The sequence below is a fragment of the Parabacteroides massiliensis genome, from assembly GCF_900155425.1.
Taxonomy (GTDB): Bacteria; Bacteroidota; Bacteroidia; order Bacteroidales; family Tannerellaceae; genus Parabacteroides; species Parabacteroides massiliensis.
This window is the reverse complement of sequence record NZ_LT700191.1, coordinates 1,846,949-1,869,724: the sequence shown is the minus strand read 5'-3', so window position 1 is coordinate 1,869,724 and position 22,776 is coordinate 1,846,949. Positions and strand designations below refer to the sequence as shown.

20 protein-coding genes are annotated in these 22,776 nt (G+C 46.6%); 12 read left to right on the top strand and 8 right to left on the bottom strand.

Going from position 1 to position 22,776, the window contains the following annotated elements:
- Positions 1 to 68 precede the first annotated feature (68 nt).
- On the top strand, positions 69 to 761 hold the full coding sequence (locus BQ9893_RS18530) for a hemerythrin domain-containing protein (protein ID WP_075967288.1): 693 nt from the start codon (positions 69 to 71) through the stop codon (positions 759 to 761).
- Positions 762 to 765: 4 nt separating this feature from the next.
- A complete protein-coding gene (locus tag BQ9893_RS18525) occupies positions 766 to 1,368 on the top strand; it encodes a response regulator transcription factor (RefSeq protein ID WP_075967287.1) in 603 nt (200 codons plus the stop codon).
- A 39-nt stretch (positions 1,369 to 1,407) separates the two neighbouring features.
- Here the strand turns inward: BQ9893_RS18525 and BQ9893_RS18520 are convergent, their stop codons facing one another.
- The 5 genes from BQ9893_RS18520 to BQ9893_RS18500 form a co-directional block, all read right to left on the bottom strand.
- On the bottom strand, positions 1,408 to 2,046 hold the full coding sequence (locus BQ9893_RS18520; protein WP_075967286.1) for a carbohydrate-binding family 9-like protein: 639 nt from the start codon (positions 2,044 to 2,046) through the stop codon (positions 1,408 to 1,410).
- A gap of 1 nt (position 2,047) precedes the next feature.
- Entirely contained in the window at positions 2,048 to 2,707 is a 660-nt protein-coding gene (locus BQ9893_RS18515; protein WP_075967467.1) for a LysE family translocator, read from the bottom strand.
- A gap of 148 nt (positions 2,708 to 2,855) precedes the next feature.
- A complete protein-coding gene (locus tag BQ9893_RS18510) occupies positions 2,856 to 4,391 on the bottom strand; it encodes a sulfatase family protein (protein ID WP_075967285.1) in 1,536 nt (511 codons plus the stop codon).
- A gap of 670 nt (positions 4,392 to 5,061) precedes the next feature.
- Positions 5,062 to 5,892 (bottom strand): aldo/keto reductase, encoded by an 831-nt coding sequence (locus tag BQ9893_RS18505; RefSeq protein WP_167369886.1) that lies wholly within the window; start codon positions 5,890 to 5,892, stop codon positions 5,062 to 5,064.
- 62 nt (positions 5,893 to 5,954) lie between these two features.
- Positions 5,955 to 6,578: an NAD(P)H-binding protein gene (locus tag BQ9893_RS18500; protein ID WP_075967284.1), complete on the bottom strand. Its 624-nt coding sequence runs from the start codon at positions 6,576 to 6,578 to the stop codon at positions 5,955 to 5,957.
- Positions 6,579 to 6,761: 183 nt separating this feature from the next.
- Between BQ9893_RS18500 and BQ9893_RS18495 the strand changes: the two genes are divergently transcribed.
- Positions 6,762 to 7,667, top strand: a complete 906-nt coding sequence (locus tag BQ9893_RS18495; RefSeq protein ID WP_075967283.1) for a helix-turn-helix domain-containing protein — start codon at positions 6,762 to 6,764, stop codon at positions 7,665 to 7,667.
- Between the two features lie 30 nt (positions 7,668 to 7,697).
- On the opposite strand, the gene BQ9893_RS18490 is transcribed toward BQ9893_RS18495, so the two are convergent.
- Both BQ9893_RS18490 and BQ9893_RS18485 read right to left on the bottom strand, forming a co-directional pair.
- Entirely contained in the window at positions 7,698 to 8,717 is a 1,020-nt protein-coding gene (locus tag BQ9893_RS18490) for a PstS family phosphate ABC transporter substrate-binding protein (protein WP_244155194.1), read from the bottom strand.
- A 37-nt stretch (positions 8,718 to 8,754) separates the two neighbouring features.
- Positions 8,755 to 9,132, bottom strand: coding sequence for a TIGR04076 family protein (locus tag BQ9893_RS18485; RefSeq protein ID WP_208610820.1), 378 nt, complete (start codon positions 9,130 to 9,132; stop codon positions 8,755 to 8,757).
- Between the two features lie 194 nt (positions 9,133 to 9,326).
- Between BQ9893_RS18485 and purL the strand changes: the two genes are divergently transcribed.
- The 6 genes from purL (at position 9,327) to BQ9893_RS18455 (ending at position 19,254) form a co-directional block, all read left to right on the top strand.
- A complete protein-coding gene (purL, locus tag BQ9893_RS18480) occupies positions 9,327 to 13,019 on the top strand; it encodes a phosphoribosylformylglycinamidine synthase (RefSeq protein ID WP_075967281.1) in 3,693 nt (1,230 codons plus the stop codon).
- An 89-nt stretch (positions 13,020 to 13,108) separates the two neighbouring features.
- Positions 13,109 to 13,711 carry a porin family protein gene (locus BQ9893_RS18475; protein WP_075967280.1) on the top strand — a complete coding sequence of 201 codons (603 nt, stop codon included), beginning with the start codon at positions 13,109 to 13,111 and terminating at the stop codon, positions 13,709 to 13,711.
- Positions 13,712 to 13,799: 88 nt separating this feature from the next.
- Positions 13,800 to 15,701 carry a beta-N-acetylhexosaminidase gene (locus tag BQ9893_RS18470; protein ID WP_075967279.1) on the top strand — a complete coding sequence of 634 codons (1,902 nt, stop codon included), beginning with the start codon at positions 13,800 to 13,802 and terminating at the stop codon, positions 15,699 to 15,701.
- A gap of 96 nt (positions 15,702 to 15,797) precedes the next feature.
- Complete coding sequence (locus tag BQ9893_RS18465; protein ID WP_075967278.1) at positions 15,798 to 17,093, top strand: porin family protein; 1,296 nt, start codon at positions 15,798 to 15,800, stop codon at positions 17,091 to 17,093.
- Positions 17,094 to 17,175: 82 nt separating this feature from the next.
- Positions 17,176 to 17,994 (top strand): phosphate ABC transporter substrate-binding protein, encoded by an 819-nt coding sequence (locus BQ9893_RS18460; RefSeq protein ID WP_075967277.1) that lies wholly within the window; start codon positions 17,176 to 17,178, stop codon positions 17,992 to 17,994.
- A 171-nt stretch (positions 17,995 to 18,165) separates the two neighbouring features.
- The gene (locus BQ9893_RS18455; RefSeq protein ID WP_075967464.1) at positions 18,166 to 19,254 is read left to right on the top strand and encodes an NAD(P)H-dependent flavin oxidoreductase; all 1,089 of its coding nucleotides are present in this window, start codon (positions 18,166 to 18,168) and stop codon (positions 19,252 to 19,254) included.
- Between the two features lie 82 nt (positions 19,255 to 19,336).
- Here the strand turns inward: BQ9893_RS18455 and BQ9893_RS18450 are convergent, their stop codons facing one another.
- Positions 19,337 to 19,750 (bottom strand): DUF6249 domain-containing protein, encoded by a 414-nt coding sequence (locus BQ9893_RS18450; protein ID WP_075967276.1) that lies wholly within the window; start codon positions 19,748 to 19,750, stop codon positions 19,337 to 19,339.
- Between the two features lie 152 nt (positions 19,751 to 19,902).
- Here BQ9893_RS18450 and BQ9893_RS18445 point away from each other — a divergent pair, with 152 nt between their 5' ends.
- The 3 genes from BQ9893_RS18445 to rpsA all read left to right on the top strand — a co-directional run bounded on the left by BQ9893_RS18445 (position 19,903) and on the right by rpsA (position 22,767).
- Positions 19,903 to 20,460: an RNA polymerase sigma factor gene (locus BQ9893_RS18445; RefSeq protein WP_075967275.1), complete on the top strand. Its 558-nt coding sequence runs from the start codon at positions 19,903 to 19,905 to the stop codon at positions 20,458 to 20,460.
- Position 20,461: 1 nt separating this feature from the next.
- A complete protein-coding gene (locus BQ9893_RS18440; RefSeq protein ID WP_075967274.1) occupies positions 20,462 to 20,821 on the top strand; it encodes a hypothetical protein in 360 nt (119 codons plus the stop codon).
- Positions 20,822 to 20,973: 152 nt separating this feature from the next.
- Entirely contained in the window at positions 20,974 to 22,767 is a 1,794-nt protein-coding gene (gene rpsA / locus BQ9893_RS18435) for a 30S ribosomal protein S1 (RefSeq protein WP_075967273.1), read from the top strand.
- The last annotated feature ends 9 nt before the right edge of the window (positions 22,768 to 22,776 follow it).

Genomic DNA, 22,776 nt, shown 5'->3' with positions numbered 1-22,776 from the left:
GACAAACATATTTCCGAAAAAGTTATATCTTTGGCGATTCAAACTTCCAAGACAAGAGAGAAAAGCCTATGTATAAGAATGGTAAATATCGGGAGACCGATAAAATGAGCGATCTGATCTGCGAGAACTACCCGATGGTGCTTGTCATGAGTCGCTTCGGTATTGCACTCGGATTCGGAGAAAAGAACATCGGAGAGGTATGCCGCCAAAACGGTGTCGATCCCTGCACGTTCCTGACCGTCGTGAACTTCCTGACGGAAGAGGTATCCGAGCCGGTGACAAACATTGACAAATGCCTGTCGATCGAGGCTTTGATCGCTTATCTGCATAAAGCACACGCCTATTTTCTGGACTTCCGCCTCCCCCATATCCGCCGTAAGCTGACAGATGCGATTGCCGGTTGCCCGAAAGATGTGGCGTTCGTCATTACCAAATTTTTCGACGATTATGCGACGGAGGTAAACAAACACATGCTGTATGAAGAAAAGACGGTATTTCCTTATGTACGAGGATTGCTGAAGGGGGTGAGAGACCCGAAATACAACATAACGATCTTCCGGAAACATCACGACCAGATCGAAATGAAGATCATCGAACTGAAAAATATCCTGATCAAATATTATCCGGGACCGGGCAACAACTTGCTGAACAGTGTCTTGTTTGATATTTTTGCAACCGAGCAGGACTTGTCGTCCCACAACCATGTGGAAGACTTTCTTTTCGTGCCGGCAATCCTGGCTCTCGAAAAAACAATACAGTGAACCTATGAGCACTTCATTAAACATAGCGATTGCCGAACCGTCCGCCATCATTCGGGGCGGGCTCGAAGCGGTATTGAAACGGCTTCCCGGGTTCCGCATCCAGCTCATCGAAATCGCCACTGCGGAACTTCTGCAGGAGACACTTCGCTCGCACAAACCGGATATGCTGATTATCAACCCGTCGCTTCCCGGCTTCTACACCATGCAGCTTCTCAAAGAGGAAACCGGCTGTACGGAAATGAAATGCATAGCCTTGCTATATGCCGTCGCCGATCATGCTTTACTCCGGCTCTACGATGACCAGATCAGCATCTACGACAGCCCGGAAGAAATCCGCCACAAACTGGAACGCCTCCACATGCCACCGGAGAAGGAGATCGAAAACGAAGAACAGCAGACGCTCAGCGCACGTGAAAAAGAGATCGTAGTCTGCGTTGTCAAAGGGATGACAAACCGCGAAATAGCCGACCGGTTATTCCTTTCCACACACACCGTCGTCACCCATCGGCGCAACATCGCCCGGAAACTGCAAGTACACAGTGTCAGCGGCTTGACTGTATACGCCATTGTCAACAAATTAGTCGAACTGAACGATATCCACTTATAATCCGTGAAAGGGACGGGCTTGCCGCCCTCACGTCATACCTTAGAAGTATATCTCCCCGAAAAACTCCGGACAATGGAAGTTCGGGGCAGGAAGGTCGATCGGATTCCAACTGACAAAATGCGGGAATTCCGTATCGTCCGCACATTTATAAAAATTGCCCATTATTTTCTCAGGCAGGTTGTCAGGATCGAGTCCCATCAACCGGAAAGGGATGGCAACCACCAATTCCCAGCTATAAATCCCCAATTTTTCTGCGAAAGCGACATGAGGCAGGCTTGAAAAACGCCGTATGGAAGCGTATTCTTTGGCTGTCAGCGATTTCTTCGAATCACGCGATTCCCGATAGGAAGCATCGCATGTCCCGATACAGTTAAACTCAAAATTGTAGTAATTGGGATCGTCCAGCCGCTTCATAAAAAATTCCACGCAACTGTCCTGGTAGACAGGCGAACCGTCCACTTCATAAAGAGCTTTCAGAGAATTGCCTTTTACAAAGTAACGAATATACAGACTCTCTTTCGATCTTGCGATATCGAATGCCACGATAGGCTTATAGGGATATTCTTCCCAGTTAATCACATCGATCGACTCTCGCCGGGCTTTTTCCATCAAAAAGCCTACAGATGACAGGTCCAGTACATCCAGCGTTTCCAAATAAGGGACTTTCAGTTTCTTCATTTCAATTATAGATTTGGAGCATTGGTTGATGCCAATAAGAAGTCAGCAATACGGACAAAATTCCGATAACCGACAAAACGATAATGATCGATCCGACAATCCTATTTAACAACCATATACCTCTCACATTAAACCATTTTTTTAATTTTGCCACTACATAAGTAATTCCGAACCACCAAAGGACAGCTCCCACCCCTATAAAAGCAATACCGCTCAACAACATCCAGACAGAATGTTCAGGCAAGACAAAGCCAAAACGGGCAAACAAACCAATATATAGCAAGACAATTAAAACGTTGCTAAAGGTAAGAAGAAAAGCTGTAATAAAATCCTGGGTGAAAGATAACTTTTTCTCCCGCTGCTTTTTTAAATTCCTTACAGGATTGGATTGAAAAATATAGTAACCGAAAACACCCAATACGACACTGCCGATCAATTGCAAGGGAGCCTGGTTCGCCTCCACAAAGTTCACCACGACCCCCATTCCCAGACAGGTCAACGTAGCGTAAATCACGTCTGACAGAGCAGCCCCTAATCCGGTAACAAACCCGTGCCAGCGTCCTTTGTTCAGCGTTCGTTGTATACACAGCATACCGATCGGGCCCATCGGGGCGGAAACCAGCACGCCAATAACAATTCCTTTACTAATCAATCCAAGCATTATCCTTTTATTTTCTGCCTTATGAATTTGCAAAGATAACGCAAACCGAAAACAGAATAAAACGAGCTTGTTCATTTTTAACTAAAAAACGCCTGTAGGAATGTTTTTTAGACAACCTACAGGCGCTTTCACTCTTTATGTAAAAAGGCTATTTTGCCTTTTCTTTTTCTAAAATAGCTTTCATCTTAGCAACGATTTCGGGATGTTCGGCTGCCAGATTCTTCTTTTCGCCGATGTCCTGCTTCAAGTTGTAAAGCTGTTCTTCCTTGCTGTTGCCCAACTCGATATTCGTCAGTTTCTGGTAGGCGGCTCCATTGCTCGGAGCGATATACTTCCATTCGCCGTCGGATACAGAAAGAGAACCGGCAACTTCGACCACATAGTCGCGTCCTTTCAAATCCTTTCCCAAGAATGCATCCAGGTGGTCCTGACTGTCTGGGCCGGCCCCTTCTTCGAGCGTCTTACCCATCAGGCTTGCCATGGAGGCATACAAGTCGACCTGCGATACCAATGCATCGGAAACACCCGGTTTCACCTGGGCCGGCCAGCTCACGATCATCGGAACACGCGTTCCGGCTTCGAAGATGCTGTATTTACCTCCACGGAACGGTCCCCAGGGTTTATGATCGCCCAACAATTCCACGGCCCGGTCTGCATAACCGTCATCCACAACAGGACCGTTGTCGCTACTCAATACGATCAACGTGTTTTCGGCAATGCCGGCTTTTTCGAGCGCTGCCATCACTTCTCCTACAGTCCAGTCGAATTGCAGCAAAGCATCGCCACGAGGACCCATGCCACTCTTGCCGACAAAACGGGGATGCGGCCAGCGGGGGACGTGCGCATCGTTGGTCCCGACATACAGGAAGAACGGTTCATCTTTGTGGTTTTCGATAAATTGGACTGCCTTCACCGTGATGCTATCCGCTATATTCTCATCTTCCCACAAGGCCTGCTTGCCCCCTTTCATGTAGCCGATACGCGAAATGCCGTTCACGATCGCCATATCATGCCCGTGGTTCGGACTCGGTTTGAGCTTCGTCAACAGCTCTGGATGGTCTTTGCCCAACGGCTCGCCCGGAAACGGTTCCTTATAACTGACTGCTATCGGGTCGTTAGGATCAAGATTGACGATCCGCTGGTTTTCGACGAATACACAGGGGACACGGTCGGCCGTGGCTGCCATCAGATAGGAGTAATCGAAACCGATATCCGTCGGGCCGGGCGTGATAAAGCCGTTCCAGTCCTGCGTTCCGGTCTTGTCGCCCAATCCCAAATGCCATTTCCCGATCGCCCCGGTCACATAGCCGCATTCGCGGAACATATCGGCAACGGTCGGTTGTTCGGGACGGATCACCATTCCGGCATCTCCGGCAGCAATTCCCGTATCGTTCCGTCTCCAAGCATAATGCCCCGTAAACAGCGAATAGCGCGAAGGCGTACTGGTCGCAGCCACCGCATGCGCATCCGTAAAGCGGACACCTTGCGCCGCCAAGCGTTCCACATTCGGCGTATGGATCGTCTTCGATCCGTTGCAACTCAAGTCGCCATAACCGATATCATCGGCTATCAGGAAAATAACGTTCGGCCTCTGCTGCCCCCCCTTCTCTTCCGTCTTTTGTTTGTTCCCGGAACAGGAGGCCAACAAGGTGGCCCCTATTCCTAATACGATTGTTGATTTCATGATACTAAATTAATTATTATATCGATATTAATCTACCTTACCACAAAACAAAAATACGACATATAAATCACAAATTCCCTATATACAATTGAAACTGTTCTTTATTTTTCAATTATCATCTCCTCATAAGACACTCCTTGAACCCCGCCCTCAGGTAACCGCCCGGCTAATTCGGTTCATGCCGCTAACTAAGTCAAAGCATCCGAAGAACTAAATGAAAACATATAGTAAAGTATCTATTGGTAGTTACCACCAATTGTCCTTATGTAGTACTACTAATCGACAATAGGTAGTACCACATAAGAAGGATAGGTAGTACTACATATCGGTAATATGCTATATGCTTTGAATTAGTTTACTATGACTTTCGAATTAGTTTTTAGCATGTTCCGGATTAGTCGCTCCATGAGAACCGGTTCTTAAGTGGCACTTTTGATTCAAAAACGAGCAAGAGAGGAACGATCGTAATAGATACGGTTTCGGGTGGCGATATTGCTATACGCCTAATAATAAACCTTATACACATACAAAAAGCGGTTGTACCCATGATAGTATGATACTTGAATATCCATCCATCATGCCAACCATCATGCGACATAAACATTGATATTCATACGATACGAAATAAAAATGATAGTATGACAGTTCTCGCCCCATCCTTGCCTGTTATTTACCAAGGAAAGTTATCAGGGTCATTCTTTTCGTATGTACGTAGATTCCTGTTCAACCCACTAATAGTTTCCATCTCTTTTGGTGATAACTCAAAATCGTAGATGCAGAGGTTTTCACCTGTGTAGTCATCATTATCGCAACGAGGTATTGTAATGAGTCCTCGCTGCATGTGCCAACGAAGAATAACTTGGGCAACAGATTTGTTGTAACGTCGTGCTATCTCCTCGATGGTCGGATCATTCAAAACACCATTGGTACCTTGTCCGAGTGGTCCCCATGCTTCCACCTGTATATCTTTGCCGAAATTGAAGTCCACATTTGCTTGCTGTGTCATGTAAGGATGGATTTCTATCTGATTAATCACTGGACGTATCCTCGCATACAAGAGCAAAGAATCGATATGATGGGGATTAAAATTGCTCAATCCGATACTACGTATCTTTCCTTTATCTACATATTCTTCAAGAATTTTCCATGTCTCTTCTATATGTCCTGCCACAGGCCAATGGATAAGAACAAGGTCGATATAGTCGAGACCCAAATCATTGAGACTGTTGTCTATAGACTGGCGAACAGTCTTATTGCGCATTTCTGTAGTATTCACTTTGGTTGTAATGAAAAGCAACTTGCGGTCGATGCCACTTTTACGGATGCCTTCGCCCACTTCTTTTTCATTGCCATACCCTTGTGCTGTATCTATCAAGCGAAAACCCGTCTTGACGGCATGGCACACTCTTTCAGCGGCATCTTCCTTTACTGCAAATGTTCCTATTCCCAATTGTGGCATCTCAATGCCATTGTTCAGTTTGATTGTTGGTATAACGTTCATCTTCTGTGCTTTTATTGCGCCTGTCATTCCTACAAGGAGCATGACAAGGCCTGTTAATATACTTATTCTGTTGTCATATCTTTCGTTATGCTTACACTCATCCTTGAATATAATCCAGGGTTATCAAGTAACTCGACTGCCAAGTTTACAACAGAACTCAACGTGGTTTCATACCCTTTGGCCTGTTCTCCCTTGAATGTAAGCACAAAATCTGACGCATCGCCTTCTGTCATCAAATAACCAGGCCGAATGACAGTATAATTGAGATTACTTGCTTCAATAGCCTCCACTGCGTCACGATTAGGTATCTGCTCTGCATTGTTTCTGACATTGTCTTCGTCATCAAGTTCGACAGGTATCTCGTTATATATACCCACAGCTCCCATGAAAACAAGTCGTGAAATGCCGTTTCCTTCCATTTCGGCAATGATGTTCTTGGCGACTATCGGCAAATCTTCACCTGATACAGCGCAGAACACGGTATCACAGTCTGCCATGGCCGTCCGAAGACTTGAAGCATCCGTAGCATCACAATTCACTACACGGCAATCTGCATTTTCAAGAAAATGTTCTTTTGCATGGCGTGCAGCCAAGACTAACGGCCTATTATCAGAAAGACAGTGCATTTTCTTGACAATAGCTTGCCCTAACATTCCAGAAGCCCCCAATATTAATGTCCTTTTCATTTCTATCCTTAATTTATAACACGGTTACAAAAATAAGGCGTGGAAGAGGCTGAAGAAGAACACAAAACAACGAAAGAAAAGCCAAAATTACTGATATTGAATAAAATGGCAACGACAAAGGGAATTATGGTTGTTTTTCCCTTATTTTTGCAGCAAAGTTACAGATGAATTTGTTTTTTGGCCATGGCAAAGGAATATGATATAAAGATAAGAAGTGTACATGACTACAATGCTTTTGTCGGAGCGGAAGATCACCATGCACTTGTAAGCATCATCCATTATAATGACTTGCCTCCCATACGCCATTGCCGGTGTTTGTGGGGAATATATGGCATATTCTTGTTAGAAGATGAAGAAGAATCCCTCGAATATGGTTCTGGGCATTACAACTATTCCCAGAGTTCCATCGTATGCGTGGCACCATCTCAAATAGGTGGTTCTGCTGATGATGGAACTCGTTTTCAACGGAAAGGCTGGGCTTTATTATTTAGTCCGGAAGTGTTTCAAGGCAAAACTTTCGAGAAATCTCTTCTTCGTTTTGAGTTCTTCAAATATCATGTCAATGAAGCTTTGGTGGTGGACAACCAAGAGCAGAAACAGATGAAGAACTTATTGGAAATGCTACAAGGCGAACTCTACGAAGAACGCCAAGACTGCAATCTGATAGAGAAGATTATCGAACTGCTGCTTGTTCTTTGCAACAAACTGTTTAACAAGCAATACAGTCTGCCTTTGGGAACAAAAAGAATCCATATCATAAGCAGAATGGAAAAAACGTTGGCTGACTATTATCAAAAAGAACAGCAACACCTATTAGGCGTGCCAACGGTAAAATACTGTGCCAAGCATTTATGTGTCGCTCCAAATTACCTGGGTGATTTGGTAAAGGAAGAAACTGGCGAAAACGCTCACATATATATCGCCAAGCATATAGTCAGACTATCCAAAGGAATGCTCATGTCGGGAAAATCTGTGACCGAGACATCTTATTCTTTAGGTTTTGATTATCCTTCACATTTCGGTCGTTTTTTCAAACGTATAGAAGGTATAACCCCAAGTGAATACATTAAGCGAATGAAAGTAAAATAGGCAGCGGTTCTTATCAGTTACAAGTCATTGTCAACGTACTTGTGAACTTTTGGAACCCTCTGCCCCTGTCGGCATTGGGACATATCCGCTTTCCTTTACGATTTTTTGCCCGGCTGTTGTTGTCAAGAATTCAAATAGTTTATAGGCTTGGGATGTTTTGTCTACATCAGAGCGCACGGCTGCATATATTTCTGATATGTAAGGGTATGTATTGTTTGAAATATTTTCTTTGTTAGGTTCTACCCCATTAATCCCTATGGATTTCGCCCAAGTCTCGTCTCGTGCCATAATACTATAATAGAAATAGGGAGTAAAAGCTATGCCGTTTTTGTCCATGCGCAAAGAAAAGAAAGGTCCAGCCATGCCATGTGTGATCATTTCCGGCCAATCAATCATTGTCAGGCCCTGCATAACCATAGTTTCCATTTTCTCTTGACTGCCTGAATTGGCATCTCTTATATAAGGATTGATCGTTGCCTCGTTTCCGCCAACTTCTTTCCAGTTTCTGACTTTGCCGGTATATATATCTTGTATCTGTGAAATGGTCAGATTGGTTACAGGATTCTTTTCAGGGACAATAAATATGAAAGCATCACGGCCAATAGGGCGTTCAATCAATGACACTCCTTTGTTGTCGGCATAGGCTTTTTCATCTCTCGATATATTACGAGAGGCTATTATGAGCTGAACGTTGCCATCGATTAAGTTCGTGTATGAACCATGAGTCGTGCTACAATTCAATTTGCTGTCTAACAATCGCGCCTCTTCTTGCGAAATATCCGCATTATCATAGTCGATCTTACAATACCATATTTGATCCAAAACAGCATGATTCCACCAAGTATAAGACAATCCCAATACTTTTGCCGCCAAGATGACACTTAGTGGCTGGGTGGATGTTGAACAATCTATCACAGGGAAGTCTTCTATAGTCATAACGGGAGTTTCCTCGTCTATGACATCATTTGACTCACAACTTACCACTGACATTGATATGGCAAGAAACAGAATTAATTGTTTTGCTTTTATCGACATTCCTTTCATATTCATATTCATTTCCATGTTCATTACAATAGCGAAGATTATATTATTGCTTTCCGTCGGGATTGGTCTCTTTCTCTACTTCAACGTCAATCCTTTCTATCTTAAAAATGACAGGCCGTGTGCCATCACTGCAACAAGCGATCATCATCTTTTCGTCATTTGTCCATCCCTTCATGATGCTGCCTCCTTGCAATGCGGCATACACATAACGACTGATCGCATCCCAGGCTTCCGAACAAAACCGGCCATCAAGCATATGCCAAAAGTCATCCCTGCTGCCATTGCGTTCGAGAAGGAACTCATCACCCGGTTTGAAACAAGGACAAGGCCCGCTATTTGGATCTGCCAAATATTTTTCTTGATAATCCTTATAGCACTTGCATTCAAGGACAGTAATCTTACATTTATGTTCTATAGCCATGATTTATTATTGAGTAAAATATAACTCACTTTTTTGTTTGTAAAGATACAGCGACTTATCGAGAGGTACAAATTTATTTTCTTCAACAGATTTGGGGGAAATTCAGTTAGTAAGCACTATCTTTGCACTTTGTAAGCGAGGGATATCCTTTGTTATCTCCCGCATGAACGGAATACCATTAATAAATCGACGATATGATTCTATTCTTTCAATCTCCAACAAAGACGGTGTTAGCTGTGGAGGCTGCACACGCTTTCTCTCCTGAAGATGTAGAAAAATTAGTTTGGGCTTTTAGCGAGGCAAAACCTCTCCAAGCTGAAACATTGGAAGGCTGGTATGTTGGTCCACGCCGGGAAATGATCACCCCGTGGAGTACGAATGCCGTGGAAATCACCCAGAACATGGGACTCACCGGAATCTCACGTATCGAGGAATACTTCCCCGTTTCTTCCGGCGAAGCAGAACATGACCCGATGTTGCAGCGTATCTACAACGGTCTGAACCAGGACATCTTCACGATCAGCAAACAACCGGACCCGATTGTTTATATCGAGGATATCGAAGCCTACAACAAACAAGAAGGACTGGCATTGAGCGATGAAGAAGTAGCCTACCTCAACGAAGTAAGCCAGAAGCTGGAACGCAGGCTGACCGACAGCGAAGTGTATGGCTTTGCACAGGTGAACTCGGAACACTGCCGTCACAAAATCTTCGGCGGTACATTCATTATCGACGGAGAAGAGAAAGAAAGTTCTCTCTTTAACCTGATCAAGAAGACATCGGCGGAAAACCCGAACAAATTGGTTTCCGCCTACAAAGATAACGTGGCTTTCAACGAAGGCCCGGTAATCGAACAGTTTGCCCCGGCAAGCGGCGACAAACCTGATTTCTATGAAGTAAAAGAAATCAAATCGGTTATCTCGCTGAAAGCAGAAACCCATAACTTCCCGACAACGGTCGAACCGTTCAACGGTGCGGCTACCGGATCGGGAGGTGAAATCCGCGACCGTCTGGGCGGTGGAAAATCCTCTCTGCCGATTGCCGGAACAGCCGTTTACATGACATCTTATCCGCGTACGGAAGGTGCACGTGAATGGGAAAAGATACTCGATCCGCGCCCTTGGCTGTATCAGACTCCGGAACAAATCCTGATCAAAGCCTCCAACGGTGCATCCGATTTCGGTAACAAGTTCGGACAGCCGCTGATCTGCGGTTCGGTCCTGACATTCGAACACGAAGAGAACAAGAAGAAATATGCTTATGACAAGGTGATCATGCTGGCCGGCGGTGTCGGTTATGCCAATATGCGCGATGCCTTGAAGGGCAATCCCGAACCAGGCGAAAAAGTAGTCCTGTTAGGGGGTGACAACTACCGCATCGGCATGGGCGGCGGCGCTGTCTCTTCCGTAAACACGGGCCAATATACCAGCGGTATCGAGCTGAACGCCGTACAGCGTGCCAACCCGGAAATGCAGAAACGTGTTTCCAACGTGATCCGTGCGATTGCCGAATCGGACAACAACCCGGTCATCTCCATCCACGACCACGGTGCTGGCGGTCACTTGAACTGCCTCTCCGAATTGGTGGAAGCGACCGGCGGGCATATCGACATGAGCCAGCTGCCTGTCGGCGACCCGACACTCTCCGCCAAGGAAATCGTGGGCAACGAAAGCCAGGAACGTATGGGCTTGTTGATGAAGGAAGAAGATGTTGCTCGCGTAAAACGTATTGCCGACCGCGAACGCTCACCGATGTATGTGGTGGGAGAAACGACCAATGACATGAAGTTCGTCTTCGAACAGGCCGACGGCGTGAAACCGATCGACATCAAGCTGGAATATATGTTCGGCAAACCGCCAAGAACGATCATGAAGGATCATACGGTCGAAGAGACATACGCTCCGGTCGTTTATAAAGAATCCGAACTGCATCACTATCTGGAAAACGTGCTTCAGTTGGAAGCCGTTGCATGCAAGGACTGGTTGACCAACAAGGTAGACCGTTCGGTGACAGGCAAGGTTGCACGCCAGCAGTGCCAAGGTGAATTGCAGTTGCCGTTGAGCGACTTGGGTGCAGTAGCTTTGGATTACCGTGGAAAAGCGGGTATCGCTACTTCCATCGGCCATGCTCCGCAGGTGGCGATGATCGACCCGGCAGCCGGTTCTGTCATGGCGATTGCCGAATCATTGACAAATATTGTTTTCGCTCCGTTGTCCGATAAGTTGTCGGGCGTATCTTTGAGTGCCAACTGGATGTGGCCGTGCCGCAACGAAGGCGAGGATGCCCGTCTGTACAAGGCAGTCCAGGCTGCTTCAGATTTTGCTTGCGCATTGGGTATCAATATCCCGACCGGCAAAGACTCCCTGTCCATGACACAGAAATACGGCGACGATAAGGTGCTTGCTCCGGGTACGGTGATTATTTCCGCCGGTGCGGAAGTCAGCGACATCCGCAAGATCGTTTCTCCGGTATTGGCTCACGAAAAGAATTCTTACATATATTATATAGACTTCTCGTTCGACACGATGAAGTTGGGCGGTTCCGCTCTTGCACAAGTTCTGAACAAATTGGGCAACGAAGTGCCGACGGTTAAAGACAGCGAATACTTTGCCGACGCATTCAACGCCGTGCAGGACGCTATCGAAAAAGGCCTGGTTCTCGCCGGACACGACATTTCAGCCGGTGGTATGATCACGGCATTGCTCGAAATGTGTTTCGCCAACGTGGAAGGCGGCCTGGAAGTGAACCTCGACAAATTGTCGGAACAGGACATTGTCAAGATTCTGTTCGCCGAAAACCCGGGTATCCTGGTTCAGGTGAAAGACAAGAAAGCATTCGAAAAGCTGATGGAAGATGCAGGCGTAGGTTTTGCCATTATTGCCAAGCCGACTTCCGAACGTCACATTCTGGTGTCCAAAGAAGGCATCCAGTACCACTTCGGCATCGACTACATGCGCGACGTATGGTACGAATCGTCCTATAAACTGGACATCAAGCAGAGCGGTAACGTATGCGCAGGCAACCGTTTCGAGAACTACAAGATGCAGCCGCTGGAATTCAAGTATCCGAAAAACTTCACCGGCAAACTGTCTTCTTACGGCCTGACTGCCGACCGCAAAGGAAAGAGCGGAATCCGTGCTGCTGTAATCCGTGAAAAAGGTTGCCAGTGCGAACGTGAAACGTCTTATGCACTGTATCTGGCAGGTTTTGATGTGAAAGATGTCCACATGACCGATTTGGCATCCGGACGCGAAACACTGGAAGATGTAAACATGATCGTATTCTGCGGCGGTTTCTCCAACTCCGACGTTTTGGGCTCTGCCAAAGGATGGGCCGGCGGTTTCTTATTCAACGAGAAAGCCAAGAAGGCGCTGGACAATTTCTATGCACGTCCCGACACTTTGAGCCTGGGTATCTGCAACGGTTGCCAGTTGATGGCTGAACTGGGCGTGGTTTATCCGGAACATGAAAAGAAACACAAGATGTTGCACAACGATTCGCATAAGTTCGAATCGAACTTCATCTCGGTCGAGATACCGAAAAACCATTCCGTCATGTTCGGTTCATTAAGCGGATCCAAATTAGGAATCTGGGTGGCTCACGGCGAAGGCAAGTTCTCTTTCCCGTATGAAGAAAAAGAATACCATATCGCACTTAAATACAACTACGAAGGCTATCCTGCCAACCCGAACGGTTCGCCTTGGTCGGTTGCCGGTGTCTGCTCGCACGACGGACGCCACCTGGCAATGATGCCTCACTTGGAACGAGCCCTGTTCCCGTGGCAGTGCGGTTACTACCCTGAAGATCGTAAGAACAGTGACGAAGTCACTCCGTGGATCGAAGCTTTCGTGAATGCACGAAAGTGGATAGAAGAGCATAAGAAATAATAAATTGATAGGAAGTTGCGTTATAATAGCATAGCGCAACTTTTTAGTCATGAAAAGTTTATCTATTATTCATTTTAATATTATCCATTATGAAAAAGATTGCTTTATTATTGTTGATGTTCGTGGCGTTTCAGGCCAGTGCACAAGAGTTCCATTTCTTACCGAAGATCGGTTTGAACCTCGCTAATATGACAAATACCGAGGGAAGCATGAAACCGGGACTGAACGTCGGTTTTGCCGCCGAGTTTCCAATCAATCCGCAGTTTGCCATAGAACCGGGCATTTACTACTCCATGCAAGGTGTGAAAGAATCAGAGAGCGGTGTCTCCGGTAAAATCAAAAACGATTACATAAACATTCCTATCTATGCAAAAGCTTACCTTTACAAAGGTTTTTATGCATTTGCAGGACCTCAGTTCGGTTTCTTGGCCCGTTCCAAAGCGAGTGCCTCTTATAATGGGGCCGATCTCTCGGTCGATTCGAAAGATGCATTCAAAACTTTTGACTTTGCATTAGGTATCGGTGTCGGCTATCAATTCGATTTAGGTTTGCTGGTCTCGATGAACTACAATATAGGGCTCACCAATACCCTATCCGACGGTGACATCAAACTGAATGGCAACTCCATAAATTGGGGTGGGGAGAAATCCCGTAACGGTGTCCTGCAGATCAACCTCGGTTGGAGATTCTGAAAACATCTGCCTGCCGGAACAAAAACCGGCAGGCATTCGCAATTAATCCCTATCTTTGCGACTTAAACATAAACAAGTACACAAATTCATGAAAAAGTCTCTACTTATCTTCGCTGCAGCTGGCCTCATAATGGGATTTAGCTCCTGTTCCCAAAAAGACATTCCGAACAATGCACCGGCATTGATCCCGCAACCCCAAGAAATGACGGTCGGGACGGACCATTTCAAACTGACTCGCCGGGCAGCTATCACACTCGACACTTCCAATCCGCAGTTAATGGGGATAGCACGTTACTTCAACAATAAGGTCGCACCTGCAACAGGTTTCGAAATCCCGGTTGAAAAACACGGCAACATCGAGTTCAAACTGACCGAAGATGCAGCTCTCGGTGCGGAAGGATACCGCCTGCAGGTAAAACATGGCAATATCGACATCACCGCCCATCAGCCGGCCGGAATCTTCTACGGAGTACAAACCTTATTGCAGATGCTCCCTCCCGAAATAAAAAGCAACCGGGAACAAAAAGGCACCGATTGGACAATTCCCTGTGCCGACATCACCGACAAGCCTCAGTTTGCCTGGCGCGGACTTATGCTGGATGTCAGCCGCCACTGGTTCACCAAAGAGGAAGTGAAAAAATACATCGACGAACTGGCGGAATATAAGATGAATGTGTTCCACTGGCATCTGACCGACGACCAGGGCTGGCGCCTGGAAATAAAATCCCTGCCGCGCCTGACGGAAGTTGGCGCCTGGCGTGCTCCGCGTGTCGGGCAATGGTGGCAGCGCGAGCCACAGCAACCGGGAGAAGAAGCTACTTACGGAGGTTTCTACACACAGGAAGATGTAAAAGAGGTGTTGGCTTATGCGGCAGAACGTTACGTGCGTGTCATACCGGAAATAGACGTGCCGGGGCACAGCCTGGCGGCACTCGTCGCCTACCCTGACCTGGCGTGTATGAAGGCGCCGTCGGCTGTCGGGGTCGGCAACAAGTTTTACGGTGAGGACGAAAATACGCTCTGTGTAGGCAAGGATATTACTTTCGAGTTTATGGACAAAGTCCTGACGGAAGTAGCCGACCTGTTCCCGGACGAATATGTCCATATCGGAGGCGACGAATGTTTCAAAGGTTTCTGGCATAAATGCCCGCGTTGCCAAGCTCGCATGAAAGCGGAAAACCTAAAGGACGAGAATGAATTGCAGAGCTACTTTATCCACCGTATGGAAAGCATCCTGAAAGAAAAAGGGAAAAAACTGATCGGTTGGGACGAGATTATCGACGGCGGACTGGCTCCCGATGCTACCGTCATGAGTTGGCGTGGGATGGAAGGCGGAATCAAATCGGCCAAAGCCGGTCATCATGTGATCATGACACCGGCCGAACATTGCTACATCGACCTTTGGCAAGGCGAACCGTCTGTCGAACCGGACACCTACTCTATGTGCCGCCTGAAAGATTCCTACAGTTTCAACCCGGTCCCCGATGGCGTGCCGGCCGAGATGATATTAGGAGGACAAGGCAACCTCTGGGCTGAATCCGTTCCCACTTTCCACCATGCCGAATATATGACCTGGCCACGCGGATGGGCACTTGCCGAAGTCCTCTGGACCGGACCGTCCAAGGCGGAATGGGATCGGTTCCTGCCGCGTGTCGAAAAGCATTTCGTTCGTGCGGACCAGGCACAGATCAACTACGCACGCAGCATGTATAACGCCATCGTCACTCCTTACTACGCCGAAGACGGTGCGTTGGAGATCAAACTGGACAGCGAACCGGGCAACCTCGACATCTATTATACATTCGATAACACGGATCCCGACAGTTTCACTCCGAAATACGAAACGCCGCTCCGGATTCCGAAAAATGCAACCTGGCTGCGTATCGTCACTTATCGGGACAACAAGCCGATCGGAAAAGTGATAACACTGACAATCAAAGAACTTGAAAAGCGTGCGGGAAACACGCGCCATGTCGTGGGCAATCTGTAACATAAATGTAACATATATGTCGTAGTCGCGAAACAGCATTCCTGTTTCTTTGCAAACAAAATTATAATCATAAACGACGATTTACAAAAATCAGGAATGAAATTAGGAAAGGTTATCGCGCTCGGCCTGCTGGCGCTGCTTCCACTTGCGATGAAGGCACAGGAAGCTCTGGAAATAGAGAAACTGAATGCACGTGTCGATTCGCTTTCGCAGGAGACGACAACATTGGACAAACTCGTCCAGAAGCTCAGCAAGTTCAAAGTGTCCGCCTATATCCAAGGACAATTTCAGTACGGCCAGGAAGATGCCACCCTGAAAGTTGGCGACAAGAACGAACATGAAGATAAAGGTTTCAACCGCTTCGGCATCCGCCGAGGACGGTTGAAATTCGAATATAACGACGGCCTCGGAACCGGTGCCGTACAGATCGAGGCCAACGACAAAGGTATCAGCTTCCGCGATCTGTATATCGGCCTCAAAGATCCTTGGACAAAACGCAGCCAACTGATGGCCGGCGTTTTCAACCGGCCTTTCGGATACGAGATCGGCTACTCGACAAGCGGTCTGGAATCTCCCGAACGCGCTACTATCATCCAATACTTCTTTCCGGACGAACGCGACTTAGGCGCCATGTTGACGCTCCGTGCCAAAGAGACAAGCCCGATCGGTTTTCTCCGTCTCGATGCCGGACTGTTTGCCGGCAACAGCATCAATCGCGAAACCGACAACCGCAAAGACTTCATCGGCCGCTTGGGAGCCGAAAAAGAAATAGGCAACTGGGGGAAATGGGGATTAGGCGCTTCCTACTACAACGGCGGCGTTTACAATCCGACCACCACGGCCTACGAACTTCAAGGCAAAAAATTCATCGCTATCGACAAAGGCAAAACCGGCACATACATGAAACGCGAGTACATCGGTCTGGATGCGCAGTTCTCGTTCAACAACAGTTGGGGAACGACAACCCTACGCGGTGAAGGACTGTTAGGAACACAACCCGGCATCGCCACCAGCAGCAAAAGCCCCAACACAGGCACACGTCCGGCCAACGAACCGGAAAACGCCCTGTTCAAACGCCCTTTCATCGGCTATTTTTTCTATTTGGTGCACGACATCGGCACCACTCCATTCTCCGCTGTCCTCAAATATGACGCCTACGACCCCAACACCAAGTTGAAAGGGAACGAGATCGGCGTTGAGAACAGCCTGACCTCCAAGACCGACCTCGCCCAAAGCACACTCGGCATCGGCGCCTTGTATCACTTCAACAAACATATCCGCGTACAAGCTTATTACGAATTCAACTTCAACGAAAAGAGCAACTTCGTAAAGGGATATGAGAAGGACAGGAAAGACGACGTTTTCACCCTGCGGCTGCAATATAAGTTTTAACACAAACGTAACATCCGTTTCACACGCTTGCAACACACGACTATTTACTTTGCATACAGAAAATTAATTCAAAAACAGAGTAATGAAAAAGACAATTGTTATGGCCGCAGTAGCAGCCTGTATGTTTGTATCGAATGTGTTTGCACAGAAAATCAAAGGAAGCGACACTTGCCTTCCCTTAAGCCAGACGGAAGCAGAAAACTTCATCAACAAAAATAAATCGGCCAAGATTACAGTGACAGGAGGCGGTTCCGGTGTCGGTATTTCAGCCTTGATGGAAGGGACGACCGACATTGCCATGTCATCCCGTAAGATGAAATTCGACGAAAAAGTCAAATTGCAGGAAGCGAAGAAAAACACCAAAGAAGTGGTGATCGCCTACGATGCGTTGGCGATAGTCGTACACCCGTCCAACAAAGTGTCCAACCTGACGCGTGAACAGCTGGAAGGCATTTTCACCGGAAAGATCAAAAACTGGAAAGAGGTGGGCGGCGCCGACATGAAGATCGTAGCCTATTCACGCGAAACATCTTCCGGAACATACGAGTTTTTCAAAGAAAGCGTCCTGAAGAACAAGAACTATATGAACGGTATCCTCAGCATGCCTGCAACGGGAGCCATCATCCAGTCTGTCAGCCAGACCAAAGGAGCGATCGGTTATGTCGGCTTGGCTTATGTCAACAAAGAAGTAAAACCGATCCATGTCTCTTACGACGCCGGTAAAACATTCACCGAGCCATCCTTCGAAAATGCAAAGAACAAGACATACCCAATCGTTCGCCCGCTATTCTATTACTACGATGTGAAGAACGAAGGGAAAGTGAAACCCTTTATCGATTATATCTTATCGGCAGAAGGACAGGCAACGGTAAAACAAGTCGGTTATATCCCTGTTAAATAAGTTCAATAATGAATCCTTGCAAGGCGGTTTTGATACCGCCTTTTTTGTTTCCCCCGATCACGATGCACAATTATTGTTTATTTGTGCAACAATAACAGTTAATTTTGCACATTCTCTGGTTTATTGTGCTACCTTTGCCGCATATATTTTTTACCTACATATTATATTTACATGAAGACATTAACAATTGGGGATCTGAAAGCCCGCATTCCAATCATCCAGGGTGGAATGGGCGTAGGAATCTCTCTGTCCGGCTTAGCCTCAGCCGTTGCAAATGAAGGTGGGATTGGCGTTATCTCCGCAGCCGGTCTCGGTCTCTTATACAAAAAACTTTCTCCCAATTACACCGAAGCCGGAAACCTGGGCCTTGCAGCCGAGATCCGGAAAGCCAGGGAAAAGGCCAAAGGTATTATCGGTGTGAACGTGATGGTTGCCCTTTCAGACTTCGCCGAACTGGTAAAAACCAGTATTGCGGAAAAGGTGGACATCATCTTCAGCGGTGCCGGACTTCCTCTGGACCTGCCGTCTTTCCTGAAGAAAGACAGCGTGACGAAGCTGGTCCCCATCGTTTCCAGCGCACGCGCCATCCGCATCATCTGCGAGAAATGGAAAAACAACTACGACTATCTTCCCGACGCTGTCGTGCTGGAAGGCCCGAAAGCCGGCGGTCACTTAGGATATAAGGAGAACCAATTGGAAGACGAACATTTCTCACTGGAAGAACTGCTGCCTCAGGTAGTGAAAGAAGTTTCCCACTTCGAAGAGAAATACAACAAGAGAATCCCGGTAATTGCGGCAGGAGGCATTTACACGGGTGAAGACATCAAACGCGTGATGGACCTGGGAGCATCGGGCGTTCAATTAGGAACCCGTTTCGTCGCCACTACCGAGTGCGACGCTTCCGACGCTTTCAAAGAAAGCTACATCAAAGCGGAAGAAAAGGACATCGAGATCATCAAGAGTCCGGTCGGCATGCCGGGACGAGCCATCCACAGCTCTTTCTTGCAGAAAGTAAAAGACGGCTTGAAACAACCGAAAGTTTGTCCTTTCAACTGCATCAAGACATGCGACATCTCACGAAGCCCCTATTGCATCGTAACCGCTTTGTATAACGCTTTCAAAGGGAACTTTGAAAACGGCTACGCCTTTGCAGGCAGCAATGCCTGGCGGACAACCCGCATCATGTCGGTGAAGGAAACGATCAGCGAGCTGATCAACGAGTGGAAACGTTCCGACCAACCGGCTCTTTCCTCCCAATAAAATAAAAGTTCCATCGGCACGGATTTTTTGTTTCCTGCCGATGGAACTTTTGTTTCACCCTAAGAAGAAAGTGAAAACATTTTCATTTATCCTCTTTTTTCTTCATCTTTATCTCAATTATGAATGCAATGACCAAACCCAAGCCTCCGAACAAAAGGACAGATGCGCCATAGGCTGAGCTGACAACATCGTATACATCATCAAAATCCAAAGAGCTGCGATTTGCCGCAATTATTAGATTACAGAAAAAGCCCACAAGTATCCCAAAACCAATACCCATCAACAGGCATCCCGTCTTTAAAGAATTAAACGAAAAACGAGGCAGGCAATACGAAGGGAAGCTCAACTTTTTCCCTAAATCAGAAATGTCCATTCTTTCGCTGATCTTCTCAATGATCAACAAACGTTCCTTACGGCGAACAAACAGTTCAAACAACGCATAAATACCTAAACAAATAAATCCGACAATCAACGGAGCTGTAATAAAATTCATCATAACTGTACTATTTTAAATGATTAATTAAATTCTTTGCTACTTTTGACGCTGTTCTTCCCGAAAGGTTACAGACCGGGAAGAAAAAAAATATTTTTTATTTTTGTCGATGCAAGTTGTAACCTATTCGCCCGGCTTGCGTCCATTATAATACGATGGAATTGTATACCGATACATATTATATACAAAGGATACAAGCGGGAGATACGGCATGCTTCGCCTGCCTTCTGGACAAATACAGCCGTCCTGTTCATTCGTTGATCTTGAAGGTGGTCAGAAACCGGGAAGATGCGGAGGAACTGGCGCAGGATGTGTTTATGAAGGTGTTCAAGAACCTCTCTTCGTTCAAAGGGGAATGCAGTTTCTCCACCTGGATCTACCGGATCGCCTACAACACGGCCATCTCGGAGACACGGAAAAAGAAACACGAATTTCTGGCGATCGAAGAATCGGTTATCAATAACGTATCGGAGCAAGATGTGGTCGAGGCGCTTGGCAGGACGGACGATTCCGACCGGATACAGATGCTCGATGCAGCTCTCGCCCAATTGCCGCCCGACGAGCGGGCGATCATCCTGCTCTTCTACATGAAAGAGAAAACGATCGACGAAGTGGCGACGATCACCGGGTTGACTTCTTCTAATATAAAAGTGAAACTACACCGCATACGAAAGAAATTGTTTGTTGTACTAAAAGGAATGGAGGAACAATAAAATGACCGAGAAGAACGATATATTGAAAGACCTGTTTAGCCGGATGCCGGAAGAGGAGCTTCCCGCTTCGTTCCGTGCCAACGTGATGAGGCAGATCATGGCCGAAGCCGAACGTCGACGCAAACTGGGCGAACGTTGGGGATGGATTGCCGTCATCACCGCCTCGCTGCTTATGATCGGCCTTGCGGCCGCCTCGTTCCTTTATATGGGCCTCCCAAAAATATCCGTACAGATACCCGACATGAGCATGCTGCCTTTCTATGCCCACATCGGGATACTTGCCCTCATCCTGTTAGGGGCCGATTACAAGTTCAGGCAAATATTCAAAAGGAGGCAAACGTCTCAGAAAGAAAAGATGTAAGTCGCGGTATTACAAGCCCCAAAGATTGTTTTTTCCATATAAAAAGTCTTGTAAGTCAGAAAAAAGCATTACCTTTGCCCCGATTTTTGAGAGATGACAACATAATGTCTAACTTACTAATTAAAGCAAACTTAAGTATTAACAATTAGAGAATGGAAAATTTAAAGAACATTCAGCCCATTGAAGATTTCAACTGGGATGCTCTTGAAAAGGGCGATTCTTACGGTCAGGTAAGCAAGGACGATCTTGTAAAAACGTATGACGAGACTTTGAACACAGTAAAGGACAAAGAAGTCGTTATGGGAACTGTAACTGCAATGAACAAACGTGAAGTTGTAGTAAACATCGGTTTCAAATCAGATGGCGTTGTGTCTATGGCGGAATTCCGTTACAACCCGGATCTGAAAATTGGTGACGAAGTAGAAGTTTACATCGAAAACCAGGAAGACAAAAAAGGACAGTTGATCCTGTCTCACAAGAAAGCACGCGCTACACGTTCTTGGGATCGTGTTAACGAAGCTCTTGAAAAAGACGAAATCATCAAAGGTTACATTAAATGTCGTACTAAGGGCGGTATGATCGTTGACGTATTCGGCATCGAAGCATTCTTGCCGGGTTCTCAGATCGACGTAAAACCGATCCGCGACTACGATGTATTTGTAGGTAAAACAATGGAATTCAAGATCGTTAAGATCAACCAGGAATTCAAGAACGTTGTTGTATCTCATAAAGCTCTTATCGAAGCTGAACTCGAACAGCAGAAGAAAGACATCATCTCCAAACTTGAAAAAGGCCAGGTACTGGAAGGTACGGTTAAGAACATCACCTCTTACGGTGTATTCATCGACCTGGGTGGCGTAGACGGTTTGATCCACATCACAGACCTGTCTTGGGGCCGCGTTTCTCATCCGGAAGAAATCGTTCAGCTGGATCAGAAGATCAACGTGGTTATCCTTGACTTCGACGATGAAAAGAAACGTATCGCTCTCGGCTTGAAGCAGCTGACTCCGCATCCTTGGGATGCTTTGGATCCGAACCTGAAAGTCGGTGACAAAGTAAAAGGTAAAGTTGTCGTTATGGCTGACTACGGTGCATTCATCGAAATCGCTCCGGGCGTAGAAGGTCTGATCCACGTTTCTGAAATGTCTTGGACACAGCACTTGCGTTCTGCTCAGGACTTCATGAAGGTAGGCGACGAAATCGAAGCTGTCATCCTGACTCTGGACCGCGACGAACGTAAGATGTCTTTAGGTATCAAACAGCTGAAAGCCGACCCATGGGAAGATATCGAATCTCGCTTCCCGGTAGGTTCTCGCCACATGGCTAAAGTTCGTAACTTCACTAACTTCGGCGTATTCGTAGAAATTGAAGAAGGCGTAGACGGTTTGATCCACATCTCTGACCTGTCTTGGACAAAGAAAATCAAACACCCGTCGGAATTCACTCAGATCGGTGCTGAAATCGAAGTTCAGGTTCTGGAAATCGACAAAGAAAACCGCCGTTTGAGCTTAGGCCACAAACAGCTGGAAGAAAATCCTTGGGATGTATTCGAAACAATCTTCACTGTAGGTTCTATCCACGAAGGAACAATCATCGAAGTGCTGGATAAGGGCGCTGTAATCTCTCTGCCTTACGGCGTAGAAGGTTTCGCAACTCCGAAACATCTGGTAAAAGAAGACGGTTCACAGGCTCAGGTAGACGAAAAACTGCCGTTCAAAGTGATCGAATTCAACAAGGAAGCTAAGAGAATCATCCTTTCTCACAGCCGTATCTTCGAAGATGAACAGAAAGGCGCTAAGAAAGAAGCCGGTGAAAAGAAATCATCTGCAAAACGCGGTGGCAAGAAAGAAGAAGAATCTGCAATGGTAACCGGTCCGGTTGAAAAGACTACACTGGGTGACATTGAAGAACTCGCTGCTCTGAAAGAAAAATTGGCCGGTAAATAATTACCGCCT